Origin of the sequence: Mesorhizobium silamurunense, assembly GCF_014843905.1 — a bacterium.
Lineage (GTDB): Bacteria > Pseudomonadota > Alphaproteobacteria > Rhizobiales > Rhizobiaceae > Mesorhizobium > Mesorhizobium silamurunense.
This window is the reverse complement of record NZ_LPVS01000067.1, coordinates 40,807-56,197: the sequence shown is the minus strand read 5'-3', so window position 1 is coordinate 56,197 and position 15,391 is coordinate 40,807. Positions and strand designations below refer to the sequence as shown.

The 15,391-nt window shown below is 61.6% G+C and carries 14 protein-coding genes and 1 pseudogene; 7 read left to right on the top strand and 8 right to left on the bottom strand.

What is annotated here, in order from left to right:
• Positions 1–5: 5 nt before the first annotated feature.
• Positions 6–1,253 (bottom strand): iron-containing alcohol dehydrogenase, encoded by a 1,248-nt coding sequence (locus AU465_RS18240; protein ID WP_192250653.1) that lies wholly within the window; start codon positions 1,251–1,253, stop codon positions 6–8.
• Between the two features lie 222 nt (positions 1,254–1,475).
• Between AU465_RS18240 and AU465_RS18235 the strand changes: the two genes are divergently transcribed.
• Together AU465_RS18235 and AU465_RS18230 are read left to right on the top strand one after the other, a co-directional pair.
• The gene (locus AU465_RS18235; RefSeq protein ID WP_192250650.1) at positions 1,476–2,171 is read left to right on the top strand and encodes a GntR family transcriptional regulator; all 696 of its coding nucleotides are present in this window, start codon (positions 1,476–1,478) and stop codon (positions 2,169–2,171) included.
• Between the two features lie 68 nt (positions 2,172–2,239).
• Complete coding sequence (locus tag AU465_RS18230; protein WP_192250647.1) at positions 2,240–2,833, top strand: DJ-1/PfpI family protein; 594 nt, start codon at positions 2,240–2,242, stop codon at positions 2,831–2,833.
• A gap of 233 nt (positions 2,834–3,066) precedes the next feature.
• On the opposite strand, the gene AU465_RS18225 is transcribed toward AU465_RS18230, so the two are convergent.
• The 6 genes from AU465_RS18225 to AU465_RS18200 all read right to left on the bottom strand — a co-directional run bounded on the left by AU465_RS18225 (position 3,067) and on the right by AU465_RS18200 (position 9,529).
• Entirely contained in the window at positions 3,067–3,801 is a 735-nt protein-coding gene (locus AU465_RS18225) for a ribonuclease activity regulator RraA (protein ID WP_192250645.1), read from the bottom strand.
• A gap of 20 nt (positions 3,802–3,821) precedes the next feature.
• Positions 3,822–4,985, bottom strand: coding sequence for a mandelate racemase/muconate lactonizing enzyme family protein (locus AU465_RS18220; protein WP_192250642.1), 1,164 nt, complete (start codon positions 4,983–4,985; stop codon positions 3,822–3,824).
• Between the two features lie 31 nt (positions 4,986–5,016).
• A complete protein-coding gene (locus AU465_RS18215; protein WP_192250639.1) occupies positions 5,017–6,114 on the bottom strand; it encodes an ABC transporter ATP-binding protein in 1,098 nt (365 codons plus the stop codon).
• Positions 6,115–6,124: 10 nt separating this feature from the next.
• Entirely contained in the window at positions 6,125–7,015 is an 891-nt protein-coding gene (locus tag AU465_RS18210; protein WP_192250636.1) for a carbohydrate ABC transporter permease, read from the bottom strand.
• On the bottom strand, positions 7,012–7,971 hold the full coding sequence (locus tag AU465_RS18205) for a carbohydrate ABC transporter permease (RefSeq protein WP_192250632.1): 960 nt from the start codon (positions 7,969–7,971) through the stop codon (positions 7,012–7,014). Before AU465_RS18205 ends, AU465_RS18210 begins: the two co-directional genes overlap by 4 nt.
• Positions 7,972–8,047: 76 nt before the next feature.
• The gene (locus AU465_RS18200; protein WP_192250629.1) at positions 8,048–9,529 is read right to left on the bottom strand and encodes an ABC transporter substrate-binding protein; all 1,482 of its coding nucleotides are present in this window, start codon (positions 9,527–9,529) and stop codon (positions 8,048–8,050) included.
• A gap of 212 nt (positions 9,530–9,741) precedes the next feature.
• Here AU465_RS18200 and AU465_RS18195 point away from each other — a divergent pair, with 212 nt between their 5' ends.
• The 5 genes and pseudogenes from AU465_RS18195 to AU465_RS18175 all read left to right on the top strand — a co-directional run bounded on the left by AU465_RS18195 (position 9,742) and on the right by AU465_RS18175 (position 14,732).
• Positions 9,742–10,452 carry a GntR family transcriptional regulator gene (locus AU465_RS18195; protein ID WP_192250626.1) on the top strand — a complete coding sequence of 237 codons (711 nt, stop codon included), beginning with the start codon at positions 9,742–9,744 and terminating at the stop codon, positions 10,450–10,452.
• A gap of 32 nt (positions 10,453–10,484) precedes the next feature.
• A complete protein-coding gene (locus AU465_RS18190; protein WP_312891284.1) occupies positions 10,485–11,672 on the top strand; it encodes a mandelate racemase/muconate lactonizing enzyme family protein in 1,188 nt (395 codons plus the stop codon).
• 62 nt (positions 11,673–11,734) lie between these two features.
• Positions 11,735–13,093, top strand: a complete 1,359-nt coding sequence (locus AU465_RS18185) for a mandelate racemase/muconate lactonizing enzyme family protein (protein ID WP_192250619.1) — start codon at positions 11,735–11,737, stop codon at positions 13,091–13,093.
• 102 nt (positions 13,094–13,195) lie between these two features.
• Positions 13,196–13,523, top strand: a pseudogene (locus tag AU465_RS18180) (NIPSNAP family protein).
• Positions 13,524–13,532: 9 nt separating this feature from the next.
• Positions 13,533–14,732, top strand: coding sequence for a mandelate racemase/muconate lactonizing enzyme family protein (locus tag AU465_RS18175; protein ID WP_192250615.1), 1,200 nt, complete (start codon positions 13,533–13,535; stop codon positions 14,730–14,732).
• A gap of 183 nt (positions 14,733–14,915) precedes the next feature.
• On the opposite strand, the gene AU465_RS37180 is transcribed toward AU465_RS18175, so the two are convergent.
• Positions 14,916–15,374, bottom strand: coding sequence for a 50S ribosomal protein L11 methyltransferase (locus tag AU465_RS37180; RefSeq protein WP_192250612.1), 459 nt, complete (start codon positions 15,372–15,374; stop codon positions 14,916–14,918).
• Positions 15,375–15,391: the final 17 nt, after the last annotated feature.

Below are 15,391 nucleotides of genomic sequence, written 5' to 3'. Positions count from 1 at the left end.
GATGTTCATTTGACTCGGGCTCCGTCCCTCACAATTGCTGCGGCGGCCATGTCGCCGTCATAAGCAGCTCTGACCAGGCGCCGCATCGCGGCCAAGTCGAATGGGCGGGGATTGTTCTTGATCAACCGGTCGATGCCTAGCGCCTGCTCGGCCGTCCAGTCGATCTTATCCTCGGGAAGGCCTAGATCAGCCAGCGTCCGTGTAATGCCGATGGCCTTGAAGAGTCGCGCAACTTCCTTGATCGTGGCATCTGCCAGCTGATCGGCGTCGCGATCCTGGCGAGGCACGCCGAGAGCGCCGCCGAGTTCGGCAATCTCTTCCGTTGCGGCCGAAAGATTGTAGCTCATCACATAGGGGAGCATCGTCGCGACGCCCAGTCCGTGCGGCGTGTGGGTGAGCGCGCCGACCGGATACTGCACGGCATGGGCAGCGGCGGTTCCCGCGGTGCCGAAGGCGCAGCCGGCGGCCAACGCCCCCATCATGACGTCGGCGCGCGCGTTCTCGTTCGCTCCGTCATGATAGGCCGCTTCGAGGCTGCGGCCCAAAAGCCTGATTGCCAGCAGGGCGAAATGATCGGTCAATGCGCTCTTGCCGATGAAGACATGCTGTTGCGGCAGATCGGCATCGGCACCGCGTTTTGCCGCAGTGAAAGCTTCGATCGCATGCGTCAGCGCGTCGGCACCGGCGATGGCCGTCAGGGAGGGCGGGCAGGTCGCCGTCAGGTCTGGATCGCAAAGCGCAACCGCGGCAATGAGATGCGGGCTGGAGATGCCGACCTTGAGCGTCCGCTCCGGGTCCGAGATCACGGCGACCGGGGTCACTTCGGAGCCGGTGCCGGCCGTGGTCGGCACCGCAATCAAGGGAAGGGAGCCCGGCACCTTGAACTCACCATAGTAGTCCTGGAGCTTGCCGCCATGGCTGAGCAGAAGTGCGGCGCATTTGGCCATGTCGAGGCAACTGCCGCCCCCAACGCCGATCACCATATCCGGCTTGAAGCTCTTCGCTTCCGCAATACAAGCGCCGACGCTGTCGCGAGGCACCTCGGGCAAGGTTCGATCGTAGACGAGCGTGTCGACCCGGGCAGCTTCCAATCCAGCGAGGATTTCAGTGAACTCGGACATCCCGGCGAGGCGTTCGTCGGTGCAGATGAATGCGCGCCGGCCATAGCGGCTGGCAATGGCAGGCAGCGCATGGCGCTGGCCTTTGCCGAAGAGAATTTCGCGCGGCAGGCGCGCGGCTGCAAACAAGGTCATGGACTGAGATCTTTCAAAACAGATTGATTGGCTAAGTGCCGCGTCCGCCGCCGAGCCTGGCCTAAACGAGTTCCCTGGCTCAGCTTTCGTGCCGGTCCGAACCGTAATGCAATAAAGGCTTCCTAGCCCATCGTTCGTATCCTCTATAAAATCGTATAGGATATAGTATTGAATTGGCCAGAGCATCATGTTAGGGCTTGCTCCTGTCAAGAGGCAAAAGCGATGCAAGACCCCGATCTGACCGTCGATAACGAAGCCCGCCCAAGCGGCCGCATCCAGCGAGCCAGTCTCGCCGGGGATGTCTATGAAGCGATCTTCGCGCAGTTGATGTCGCTGAGGATCCCCCCGGGGTCGCGGATCACCGTCGATAATCTGGTCAGGGAGTTCAACGTCTCTCACACGCCTATCCGCGAAGCCCTCGGCAGGCTGGAAGGCGAGGGGCTGGTGGTGAAGACCCATCTGATCGGCTATCGCGCCGCCCCGCAGATCACCCGGCGCCGGTTCGACGAACTCTACGAGTTGCGCCTTCTGTTGGAACCCGCCGCTGCGGCCAAGGCTACGGCAGCGCTGGATGAGGAGCGTCTTGCAGCCCTGCGGGAAGCGGCCGGCGTCATGGCGCGGCGAGTGGGGAAGGATGAGCGCCTGCGCTATGCCAATTTCGCACGGCAGGACGCGATCTTTCACGACAAGATCATGGAGTTCGCGCAGAACGAGCTCATCCGCGAGACGCTGAACCACCAGCATACCCACTTCCACATCTTCCGCCTGATGTACCATTCGCGCGTCACCGAAGAAGCCTTGGATGAGCACGAGGCAATTCTCGCTGCTTTCGCGGCGGGCGATGCGGACGCCGCCGAGAAGGCGATGCGCGCGCACATCGAGAATTCGCGGGACCGGCTCCTGCCCGCCTTCGAGTAACGGCTCCCAACTTGCGACAGCCAAGGCGCGCCCGCGCCTTGGCATCTCCAAAATCGAAAGGATAAGTCATGCCAGCCAAGAAGATACTGATGCTGACCGGTGAGTTCACCGAGGAATACGAGATCTTCGTATACCAACAGGCGATGGAGGCAGTCGGCCACACCGTCCACGTCGTTTGCCCCGACAAGAATGCCGGCGACCTGATCAAGACCTCGCTCCACGACTTCGAGGGCGACCAGACCTACACCGAGAAGCTCGGTCATTACGCGTTGATCAATAAGACGTTCTCCGACGCGGAGAAGCAGCTCGATCAGTACGACGCCGTCTATTGCGCCGGCGGGCGCGGACCGGAGTACATCCGCACCGACAAGCGCGTTCAGGCGATGGTGCGCCATTTCCACGAAACCCGGAAGCCGATCTTCACGATCTGCCACGGCGTGCAGATCCTGATCGCGGTCGACGGCGTCGTCCGCGGAAAAAAGGTCGGTGCGCTGGCGGCCTGCGAGCCGGAAGTGACGCTCGCCGGCGGCACCTACATCGACCTGTCGCCAACTGAGGCATATGTCGACGGCACAATGGTTTCGGCCAAAGGCTGGACCGCTCTTGCAGCCTTCATCCGGGAATGCCTGAAGGTGCTCGGCACGGAAATCCGGCACGGCTAGTCCAGAGCAGGAAGTGGAGGTCTTGGAGCGGGTCTCCGGTTCTGGTTGAAGCCGCGCCGCTCCAGGTACAAAGCGTAAATACCTGGTCGGGTTGCAGGCGTTGACCGGCAGCTCTGCGCCTGATCCCGACTGCCAGACCGGAAAGCGGACGTTCGACGGCGAAAATCCGACTCCCGGCGATACCGCCAGAAGAGCTGCCGCCCGCTGCAAGGTAATCAATCCGCTAACTTGGGTTAGCGGTTTGCTTTGCGCCACTCCTCGTATTCCCCGCGGGCATCGTCATGCAGCGGATAGTAGCGTTGTAACGGCGCGCCCTGCATGAGCTTCTCTCGCGAGAACTCTTCCCAATCGTGATGCTTTTTCGCTTCTTCGATTACCTTCGGGGCCATTGCGACTGGAACCACCACCACCCCGTCATCGTCGGCGACGATGATGTCGCCGGGGATCACCGTGACACCGCCGCAGGCAATCGGAACGTTGACGGCGTTTGGATAGATGCTGGTCTGAACATGATAGTTGGGCGTCCAGCCGCGCAGCCATAGCGGCAGATCGAGCTTCTCGACATTGGGCCTGTCGCGCATGCAGCCATCGATGACGATGCCCGCGCCGCCTCTGCCCTTGAAATACGTCGACATCATATCGCCGAAGACGCCCGAGCTCATGTCGCCGCGCGCGTCGACCACGACCACGTCGCCCTCCCGCGCGTGATAGAGCACGTGCCGGTGCAGTTGCGTTTCCGGATCGGCATATTCTCCCTCGGTGAAGAGGTCCGGCCGCTGCGGCAGGAACTGCAGCGTCAGCGCCGGCCCGACGATCGACTTCCCGTGGTTCTGCGCCACCGGACCGACCATGTGCGGATTGCGGAAACCCATGTGGCCAAGGGTGCCGGCAACCGTCGCGGCGCCGATCTCCCTTAGCGCGTCGATCAGGTCTCTGGGCGGCCGGGTGATGTCGGGAGTGTGCGTCATTGTGGACTCCTGAAATTGAACTACCAGTTCGTAACAGAACCATCGCGGCGCTTGAGGTGAGGCGCTTCCCAGAAGCGGAAACTCTGCGCCTGGATCGCCGCCTCGTTGATCTCGACGCCCAGTCCCGGCAGGTCGCTGACCGGATAGTCGGCGCCGTCGAGCCGGGGTTGTACCGGGAAGAACTCGGAATTGTCGAAGCCCAGCTTCATTTCGGGCGCCCTGGTCTCGAGCCACGCGAAGTTCGGCACCGCCGCGGCGAGATGCATGGTCGCGGCCGTGCACACCGGACCAAGGGGATTGTGCGGCATCAGGTCCACATAATGCGCCTCGCTCCAGCCAGCGACCTTCATCGCCTCGGTGAGCCCGCCGACATTGCAGACGTCAAGCCGGTTGAACTGATGGATGCCGCGCTCGATGTAGGGCAGGAACTGCCACTTGCTGGCGAATTCCTCGCCGATGGCGAACGGGATGTCGGTCATCGTACGCAGGGATTCGTAGGCCTCCGGTGTCTCGTCCCGAATGGGCTCCTCTAGGAAATCAAGCACGCCGCGGTCGAGCTTGTTGCAAAAGCTCGCCGCCTCGGCCACCGACAGCCGATGGTGATAGTCGATGCCGAGGACGACGTCGTCGCCAAGCGCCTCGCGCGCCTTGTTCAGCATACCCGCGGTAACGCCTATCGACTCGCGCGGCTCGAAGATGTCCCTGCTGCTTTGCCCGACGGGGAAGAAGCGGATCGCCTGCCATCCCTGTGCGCGCAGTTCGCGGGCTCGTTCGATGGCAACATCGCCCTCGGCCTCGTCTCCGGTCGAGGCGAAGGTGGGGATGCGGGCGCGCTGTTTGCCGCCCAGCAGCTCGTAGACCGGCACCCCCAGCGCCTTGCCCTTGATGTCGTGAAGGGCAATGTCGATGGCGGAGATCGCCGCCTGCAGAACGCGCCCGCCTTCGAAGTACTGGCTGCGATAAACTTCTTGCCAGATCCGGCCTATCTGCATCGGGTCGCGGCCGATGAGAAACTCGCGATAGTGCTCGATCGCGCCGGCCACGGCCTTCTCGCGACCGCTCAAGCCGCTCTCGCCCCAGCCGAAGATGCCTTGGTCGGTCTCGACCTTGACGAGCATCTGATTGCGAATTCCCACCCACACCGGATAGGGCTTTATCGCGGTGATCTTAAGCTTCGTTATCATTCAAGCCACGTTCCACACGCGTCCGCCGGCGTCAGTTGGCCCTGAGGGCCATTTCAGTTTCGCCGTCGAACAGGTGCATGCGCTCCTGGTCGAACTCGAGCCAGATCTGCTCGTCGGGTGTGACGGCGATGTTGGGAGACACGCTGATGTTGACGATGGCGCCGAAGAGGAACGCCTGCACAAAGGTGACGTCTCCGGTCGGTTCCACCGTATAGGCCTTGGCCGGAATGGAGCCGGGCACCGCGCTCTTGTGCAGCTTGATCGTCGAATGTCGCGCACCGAGGACGACCTTCCTGGTGGTCGCCCCCTGCACCTTGCGCGCGTTGGGTTGCGACAGCGCGAGGCTCCAGCCTTCCGCGCTCGTCAGAACGGTGTCGCCGTTTGCCGTCGATGCCTCCAGCGGAATAAGACTCATCGCCGGGCTGCCGACGAAGCTCGCGACGAACATGTTTACCGGATGGGCGAAAACTTGCGCCGGCGAATCGTATTGCTGCAGGAAGCCGCCGTTCATCACGGCCATCCTGTCCGCCATGGTCACGGCCTCGAGCTGGTCGTGCGTCACATAGATGATCGTTGCCTTCAAATCCTGATGGAACCGCTTGATTTCGGATCGCATCTGCACGCGCAGCTTTGCGTCGAGATTGGAGAGCGGTTCGTCCATCAGGAACACCGCCGGATCTCGAACGAGGGCGCGGCCGAGGGCCACGCGCTGCTGTTGACCGCCCGAAAGTTCGCGCGGCTTGCGCTCGAGCAGCTGGGTCATGTCGAGCACTCGCGCCGCTTCCCTGACCTTCTTGTCGATCTCGTTCTTGGGCAGCTTGCGCATCTGCAGCGGGAAGGCGAGGTTCATATAGACCGACTTTTGCGGATAGAGCGCGTAGTTCTGGAACACCATTGCGATGTCCCGGTCCTTGGGGTCGAGGTCGTTGACCACCCGGTCGCCTATGAATATGTCGCCCGATGTGACTGAGGTCAGGCCCGCGACGAGATTGAGCGTGGTTGTCTTGCCGCACCCCGAAGGGCCGACGAGCGCAACGAACTCGCCGTCATTGACCGTCAGTGAAACCTCGTTGACGGCTTTGAAACCGCCGTAGGTCTTGACGAGATCTTTGAGGACCACGTGGGCCATCGGCAACTCCCTAGTGCTTGACCGCGCCTTCTGTAAGGGCGCGTACGAAGTATCGTTGCAGGACGAGGAAGAGGACCACGACGGGCACGCTCATCATAAAGCTGGCCGCCATCAGGCCTGGAAAGTCCGTGGTATTTTCCGAGAAGAAGCGCTGGATGCCGACCGGCAGGGTCAACTGCTCGTTCTTGGAGAGGAAGGTGTAGGCGTAGATGTACTCGTTCCACGCGCCGATGAAGGAATAGATGGCGGTGGCGATGATTCCCGGCGCAGAGAGCGGCATCACGATCAAGATGAAGGCCTGAAACCGCGTCGCTCCGTCGATGCGCGCCGCCTGCTCGAGCTGGATCGGGATGTTGTCGTAGAAGCCCTTGAGCAGCCAGATCGCCAGCGGCAGTCCAAAAGTGAGGTAGGTGAGCACAAGCGACCCATGCGTGTTAACCAGCCCGATCGCGCGCATCAGGATGAAGAGCGGCACGAGAAAGATCACCGCCGGGAACATGTTGCGCAGCAATACGGCGAAGAACAGGAAGTTCCGGCCCGGGAAGGTGAAGCGCGAAAAAGCGTAGGCCGCGGGGACCGCCACGATCACCGAAAGGACCGTCGTGGCGGTGGAAACGAAAAGGCTGTTCCAGAAGAAGCGGAGGAAGTCCTGGCCGACGCTGTTCTGCGGATCGAGCAGCTTCTGGTAACTGGCAAGGGTAGGCTGATCGGGCCACCATTGCGGCGGGAATTGCATCGCCGCGAAGCCGGACTTGATCGAGGTGAGCAGCATCCAGATCATCGGCAACGCGGTGTAAAGCAGCATGAACACCAGGAAGACGCGCCCGCCCCACCGCCATCCGTCGACGCGCATGCGGCGACTGGTCTGGTCCCGAGGGGCTGTCTCGGCAATCGTGCTCATGCGCTCCCATCCTTCCTCTCGTTGCCGCCGAGCGCACGGACGTAGAAGTAGCCGAGCGTCATCAGGATGAGGAACAGAAGCACCGAATAGGCCGATGCCACGCCCCAGCGCTGGCGGCCGAAGGCAAGCTCATAAATGTGGGTGATCCAGATATGCGATGCGTTCGACGGGCCGCCGCCGGTCATGATCCAGGGGATGATGAAGGAATTGAAGTTGGCCACTGCCAGCAGCAGGATCGTCACCGTCGAGACATTTCTCAAGTGCGGGAAAGTTACGTGCCAGAAGCGCTGCCATGCATTGGCTCCGTCGACTTTTGCGGCGCGCAGCAACTGGTCGGGGACTGTCTGCAGGCCGGCCATCATCATGATCATGGCGAACGGAAACTCACGCCAGATATTGACGACGATCAGGGAGGGCAGCACCGTGCCGACGCTGTCGATGAAGTTCGGCGGTCGGTCGGCCAATCCGAGTTCGACCAGCACCGCGCCGATGATCCCAAAATCCGAATGGTAGATCCACTTCCAGATATAGGAGGCGGCGACCGCGCTGATGACCCAGGGAATGATCAGGATAGCGCGCAGGACACCACGGCCGATAAAGTCGCGATGGAGCGCCAGCGCGGTGGCAAAGCCCAGGACAAAGGAGATGAAAGTGGATCCCAGCGTCCAGATAAGAGTGTTCCAGGTGACCTTCCAGAACACCTCGCTGGTGAGAATGGCCGTGTAGTTATCGAGACCGATGAAATTCTTGTCCCGGAGCTGCAGGCCAGGCGGCGTATTGAAGAACGACAGCTCGATCGTGTAGTAGATTGGATAGGCAATGACGATCAGCATCACGACGATCGCCGGGAGGACGTACGCGTAGTCAGCGCGATGCTCCCAGATATTGCGCAGCAGGCGCGAGCTACCGGGTTGCAATTCTCGCCTAGCCTCTTTCTGGCCGGTCGCGATCGTCACTTTGGCGTGCCTTGTTTTTCGGAGCGAACCGGCCACGCTCGCGGCGCAGCCGGTCGGATCGCAGGTCAGGCTTCGGCTAGAGTCCGCCGCCCATCAGGTCTTTTACTTTCTTGGCGGCATCGTCCGCTGCCTGGTCGACGGTCATCGCTCCGGTTAGGGCATTCTGCAGCATGTCTGGGACGATGATGTTCATGATCTCGGGAGACTGCGGCAGGGCTGGGAACGGGATGCCGTATGGCAGCATCGAAGTCGTGACATCGAGGAACTTTATGTTGTCCAGACGCTCCTTCATCCATTTGGTCTTGAAGCCGTTAAGGTTGCCCGGGTTCGATCCGGCATAGGCCATCTTCAGCGACCATTCGGGACTCGTCCACATGCAGATGATGGCCTTTGCCGCCGGCTCGTCTACCTTGCCGCCCTCCACATATTCGGGCTTCAGGATGTGAATGTTCGAGCCACCGAACACCACCGCCCGCTTGCCGTCGGGGCCGGTCGGAATGAGCCCGTAGCGCATGTTGTCGATGACCGTCTGCGCCTTGTCCTTGTCGGTGCCCGTCGCCTTCTTCTGCAGGTCGAGCATGACGTTGTAGTCGGACGGGTGCGAGATCATCATGCCGAGCTGGCCGGCCAGGAACAGCGGCTGGTTATCGGCCTGCTGGTTCGTGAGTGCCGAAACCGGAACCGATTTGTCCCGAACATACATGTCGTAGGAGGCCTGCAGCGCGGCCTTGCTCTGCGGGCTGTCGAGCTCGATCTGCTTATAGGTCGGGTTCGCCGTGGCTTCGTCGAAGACCCCGCCGCCATAGGCCCACAGCTGTGGCATGAAGCGATAGGGCGTATTGCCGGCGTTCTTGCGAGCTACGAGGCCATAACCGGCAATGCCGAGCTTGTCGTGGATTTGCTTGGAATACTTCACGACGTCGTCCCAGGTTGCCGGAGGCTTGTCCGGATCGAGGCCCGCACGCTTGAAGATGTCGGCGTTCCAGATGAAAGCCATCGTCTCGTTATTGGTTGGAATGCCGTAGGTCACGCCGTCCCAGGTAACGGCCTTCAGGGCGCCGGGCCAGAAATCCTCGGTCGAATACCCCACATCCTCGGGCTTGAGCGGCTGCAGATAGCCCTTCGAGGCGAACTCGGTACCACCCAGGATTTGCAGGCGGACCGCCATCGGCGCTGCATTGCCTAGGAGCGCCGTGCGGAACTTGTCGAGGAGGTCGTTGTAGGTGAGGGCCTGTTCCTCGAGCTGGATGTTCGGATATGTCTTGCGGAAGGTTGCGAAGAAATCCTTGTAGTATTGGCGCAGGAGGTCGGGGTCGCCCTCGAATACGCCCTGGTACCAGAAAGTCAGTCGCCCCTTGTAGTCGAGCGGGGTGACCTTGGCGCAATCGCCCGCCGTGTCAAAATCCTGCGTGCCCGCAATCGAGCGCACATATTCCGGCGACCACTTGCTCAAGTCGACCGGCGGCGCGCCCAGCGCCGGTGCCGACATCAACGATGCCACTAAAGCAGTGGAGACAGCGCCGCGCAGGACGGCACCGCCGAGTGTAATCCTCGTCATAGGTATCCTCCAGGTTCTCTCCCACGCCGCTTCGCTCCGAGGCAAGCGGTCCTTGCTCGTTCGGCCGCGGGGCATCTGCTTCGTGTATCCCATCGGCCATATTGTACGTTTTCAGATCGTGAATTGTCTGTCAACGCGTTGGATCGTACATTGTTTACCGAAACTTTGCATGATAATCGGATAGAGTGTGTATTAATCCAGGGAGCGGGGCCTTGGCCGAACCAACCGATTTTAAAGCCAAACCACCTGCGGGAATTGACCCCATAGGGGCTTCCAGCGAAGGCGCCTCGCTTTACGAACTGATCAGGGAAGACATCATTGAGGGGCGGCTCGCCGCCAACGAACGCCTTGTGGTCACCGATCTCGCCCGGCGCCACGGCACCTCGACCAACCCCGTGCGCGAGGCCCTGCAGCTGTTGCGCGGCGAGGGCTTTGTCATCTTTGCCCCCAACCGGGGCGCGCGCGTCCGGCCTATAGATCAGGAATTTGTCCGCGATATCTACGAGATCGGCGTTCTCATCGAGCCGGCCCTGACGCGCTGGTTTGTGAACATGGCCACCGGCGAGGACATCGCCGAACTCGAACGTATCCAGGGCCTGATCGAAGAGAACAACTTTGCCGACACATTCAGGCATAGTGAGCTGGATACCGCCTTCCACACCGTGATGTACCAGCGGCACTACAACCGCCATGCCGCCGAGCTTTGGTGGAAGCATCGGGAAGTGCTGCGAGCCGTGAGCCGGCGTTTCGATTTCACCCTCGCGCGACGTGCCGCGATCATTCGCGAGCACCGCGAGCTCATCGCGCTCGTAAAGGCGGGAGATGCCGACAAGGCGGCCGAACTCGTTGCCCGCCATGTCGAGGGCTCCGGCCGGCACATCCTCGAACATATGCGGGCCCGCAACGCCGCACGGGCCGGATAGAACACCCGGTCCGGAACATCTTCAGCCCGGCCATTCAGACAAAGGTAGTTGAGATGAAAATCACGAGCATACGGCCGTGGCTGATCAAGTCCGCTGCTTCTTACTGGGGAGAGTACCTGTTCGTCGAAGTGACGACCGACGAGGGGGTGAGCGGCTGGGGAGAAATCACCACCACAACAAAGCTGGCCAACCGCGCTCTCTGCACGATCCTGCGGCAGATCGGTGCCGCCATGACAGGTGAGGATCCCGCGCGTATCGAATATCTCTGGCACAAGATCTTCCGCAGCTTCACCTACATGGGCAGCCGCGGCGCCGCCGTCGAATGCGTGAGCGCCATCGACATAGCTCTCTGGGACATCCGCGGCAAAGTCCTCGGCAAGCCGATCTACGAGTTGCTGGGCGGATCAGTGCGCGATGAGATCGCCCTCTACACCCACCCCAACCAGGCCAAATTCACCAGCAAGGAAGCTGTGGTCCGGGAAATTCAGGACATCGTCCAGTCCGGACACACTGCGCTCAAGTTCGATCCTTTCCCCCACCAGGGCCGCATCGCCGATGGCCTGTCGCGCGAACGGCGGGACGGCTACCTCGATGGCAGCATGACCCGCAAGGACGAGCGCGAAGCGGCCGAGCTCACGGCTCTGATCCGCGAAACGGCGGGCCCTGATGTCGACATTCTCATCGATGCGCACGGCCGCTTCGACGTTCCGACCGCCATTCGCCTCTGTCGAAGCCTCGAGGAAGCCGGCCAGATCGACTGGTTCGAGGAGCCGTGCCCGCCCGAGAGCCTTAACGCCCTCAAGCAGGTGCGTGAGAAGGTCAGCGCCGCTATCTCGTGGGGCGAGCGCGGCCACACGAAGTGGGATTTCGTGCCGGTACTCGAGAACAAGCTCGCCGACTACATCATGCCGGACGTCACCTGGACCGGCGGCATTACCGAGCTCAAGAAGATTTCCGCCCTATGCGAAGCCTACTACGTCCCGGTCTCGCCGCATGACGCCGCGGGTCCAATCAACGTGGTTGCGGGAGCGCAGGTGATGATGACCGTTCCCAACTTCTACAAACTCGAAACGTCGGAGTGGAACCTGGGCAAATACGATCATCTCATCGACAGACCGCTCGATGTTTCGAACGGCAGCCTCAAGCTGACGTCGAAACCCGGTCTCGGTGTCGAGATGAACCACGACTACCTTCAGGCCCATGAGATTGAGCTGAGCTAGCAACGCGCTCTATGTCGGCTCGCGTGCGGGAATACCCCCGCCGACTAGAACGAGGATAAGTCATGCCAAGAACGAGTGGAGCCGGCGAGACCCTCAATCGGGTGAACACGAACTCCAAGCCGTCCGACCTTCGCATCACCGACATGCGGGTAGCCGAAATCGTCGGCGCGCCGTTCACCTCAGCGCTGCTCAAGATCTACACCAACCAAGGGATCGTCGGGCTTGGCGAGGTGCGCGACGGCGCCAGCGCCACCCATGCGCTGATGCTGAAGAGCCGGTTGCTTGGCGAGAACCCTTGCGACATCGATCGCCTGTTTCGCCGCATCAAGCAGTTCGGCGGGCACGGCCGGCAAGGCGGCGGCGTCTCGGCGGTCGAAATCGCATTGTGGGATCTCGCCGGCAAAGCCTACGGCGTCCCTATCTACCAGATGCTCGGCGGCCGGTTTCGGGAGAAGGTGCGCGTCTATTGCGATACCGATGCGGAAAAGCCGAGCGGCACCGAAACCGGAAAGCGCCTCAAGGAGCGCATGAAGCGCGGTTTCACCTTCCTCAAGATGGACCTGGGCTTGATGCAGATCGCCCATGTCCCGGGTGCTGTGGTCGCACCCGCCGGCGCGCTCGAAGGGTTTCACGCCAATCCGCGCGCCCGTGGCGGCACGCTCGAGGAGCGCAAGGCCCGCAATCTCGCCTACGATGCGCAGAACGTGCAGCACCCGTTCACCGGCCTGCATTTCACCGAAAAGGGGATCGACCTGCTCGAGCAGTACATTCACGAGGTTCGCGAGGTCATCGGATACGAGATCCCGCTGGCCATCGACCATGTCGGGCACATCTCGCTGCAGGACGGCATACGCCTGTCGCGCCGCATCGAGAAATACGTTCCTGCTTGGCTCGAGGACGTGATCCCGTGGCAGTACACCGAGCAGTACCGGCAGCTGCAGGCCGCCACCACCGTGCCGATCTGCACCGGAGAGGACATCTACCTTAAGGAGGGCTTCGAGCCTCTGCTCAAGAGTGGCGGCCTCTCCATTGTCCACCCGGACCTGCTCACCAGCGGAGGCATCCTCGAGACCAAGAAGATCGGCGACATGGCGCAGGACCACGGCGTCGCCATGGCGATCCACATGGCAGAAAGCCCGATCGCCGCAATGGCCGCCGCACATGTCGCCACCGCGACCGAAAACTTCATGGCGCTCGAATACCACTCCGCCGATGTCAACTGGTGGGACGATATCGTCACCGGCCTGCCCAAGCCGCTCGTGAGGGACGGCTTCATCACTGTTCTGGACAAGCCGGGCCTGGGGATTGACGACGTGGTCGACGAGGTAATCTCGCTGCACCTGCAACCGGGTGTCACGGGGATATGGCAATCCACCGAGCATTGGAACAATGAATATAGCTGGGACCGGACCTGGAGTTAGCCCAGACCCCTTCCCTCATTCCCCCAGGCTCGCAGGGCCAACTACCGACCATTCGTGTCGACCTCTCCCAAGGGAGAGGCGAAGAAAGAAACGGACGAAACCATGATCTACGAACTGCGTATCTATGACTGCCTGCCGGGTAGGCTGCCGGCTTTGCTCAAGCGCTTTTCCGACCAAACGCTGGCCATCTGGGAGAGGCATGGCATCCGCCAAGCCGGGCTTTTTCACCACGGCGATCGGCGAAAGCAGCAATCGCCTCACCTATTTCCTCGCCTGGGAATCGCTGGCCGAGCGTGAGGCGAAATGGGCGACTTTCGTCACCGATCCGGCATGGCACAGGGCCCGGGACGAGTCCGAGCGCGACGGGCAGATCATTGCCAATATAAGCAGCCAGCTGCTCACGCCGACAGCTTTCTCGTCTGTGAAATAGGACTGCGCCATGAAGATCACCGACCTGCGCTGTGCTGTTATCGGCAAGCACCCGATCGTCCGCATCGTGACCGACGAGAGCCTCTATGGCCTTGGCGAAGTCGAGTTCACCAAGACCTACCTCAAGCCCTTTGTGCTGCATTTCCGCGAGGCGCTGATCGGCGAGGACCCGACCGATGTCGAGCGCGTGATGCTGAAGATCCGCCAGCGCGGCTCGTTCAAGCCCTATGGCGCCGCCGTCTCCGCCATCGAGCATGCCTTGTGGGACATCGCCGGCAAGGCGGCCGGCGTTCCGGTCTACAAGCTGCTCGGCGGCAAGGTGCGCGACAAGGTGCGTGTCTACAACGGCTCGATCCGTCAGAAGCGCGCCGGCGACCGGCCGGAGGACTACGCCGCCGACGTCAAATGGATGATGGAGCAGCCGCAGAACTTCTTCATGATCAAGCAAGGAATCTCGTTCCACTCCAACATGAAGGACACCGTCGAGGGCTTCCATTACGGCGTGACGCAGAAGAAGGCCGGCTACCACGGCGCCATGGATCAGGGAGTGATCAGCGAGCGCGGTTTCAATCACATGCTCAACTGCGTGATCGCGATGAAGGAAGTGCTGGGCGACAAGGTCAGTCTGGCGCTCGACTGCGGTCCGGGCTGGATGCTGCCCGATGCGATCAAGTTCGCTCGCGCGGTCGAGAAGTACAATCTGATGTGGCTCGAGGACATGCTGACTGGCGACTACGTGCCGTGGGTCAATCCGCAGGCCTATCGGGAGCTGACGACCTCCACCTCGACGCCAATCCATACTGGCGAGCAGATCTACCTGCGGCACAATTTCAAGGAACTGATCGAGACGCAGGCGGTGCGTGTCATCGGCCCCGATCCGGCCGATGTCGGCGGCATTGCGGAGCTCAAATGGGTCGCCGAGCACGCCTATATGCACTCGATCCTGATGGCGCCGCACGGTACCGCGAACGGCCTGCTCGGCCTCGGCGCGCTGATCAATGTCTGCGCCACCTTGCCCGCCAACTACATCGCCTTCGAGTATCCGAGCGCTTCCGACCCCTGGTGGGAGGACCTCGTAATCGGCCTGCCGCCGCAGATCGTGACGGACAGCATGGTGGACCTGCTGGAAGCGCCGGGACTTGGCCTCGATATCGACGCCGAAGCGGCCAGGAAGTATCTCAGGGAAGAGGATGCGGCCTTCTTCGACTGAACTGTCCTTCCTTCGCCACCCTGCACCACGCGCGGGGCAGATGCGGCCCCTCCATCATTGACGGCACCAGCAATTGGTTATGCGGCACCTGCCGCGTCCGCACGTGGTCGGACAAACTGTCCGCCTGGCTCGCTGAATATCGAACGGCAGTCATAGGGACCGCTTTCGGTCGAAGCTCCGGCCTCAGGTCTTGGTGAAGCCCAACTGCCGAACTGGGCCATGGTCATAGGAGCTTTTTTCGATCGGCGGCACGGTGCGTCCGCAAGCCAGATATGTTCCAGAAATCAGGAATATCATCAGCGTTGAATCAAGAATGTCGTGGCCGACAAGAATGCCGGCCAGCCCGCCAACAAAGTATACTATGACGGTGACGACGATCATCGTCGGCGCGAACCGAGAAAGGACGGCTTTCGTCGTCTCGACGCAGTCGGTGTCGTAGTCCAGCGCCTGGACCTTCGCCGCCCCAAGCCGAAGGGTGGCCGCCGAGTGCAAACCCGATCCGCAGCCGATATCCAGAAAGGTCTTGTCCTTCACATCGCCGACGAGGCGGCTAAGGTCTTCGCAAGCGCGATCCAGGTGTTCCTGCTCGAAGCGCTCCGCGAGCTCAGACCAGTTGCGGCCGAAATCATAGCGCGCGTTCATGGACTTTCACCCGTCGT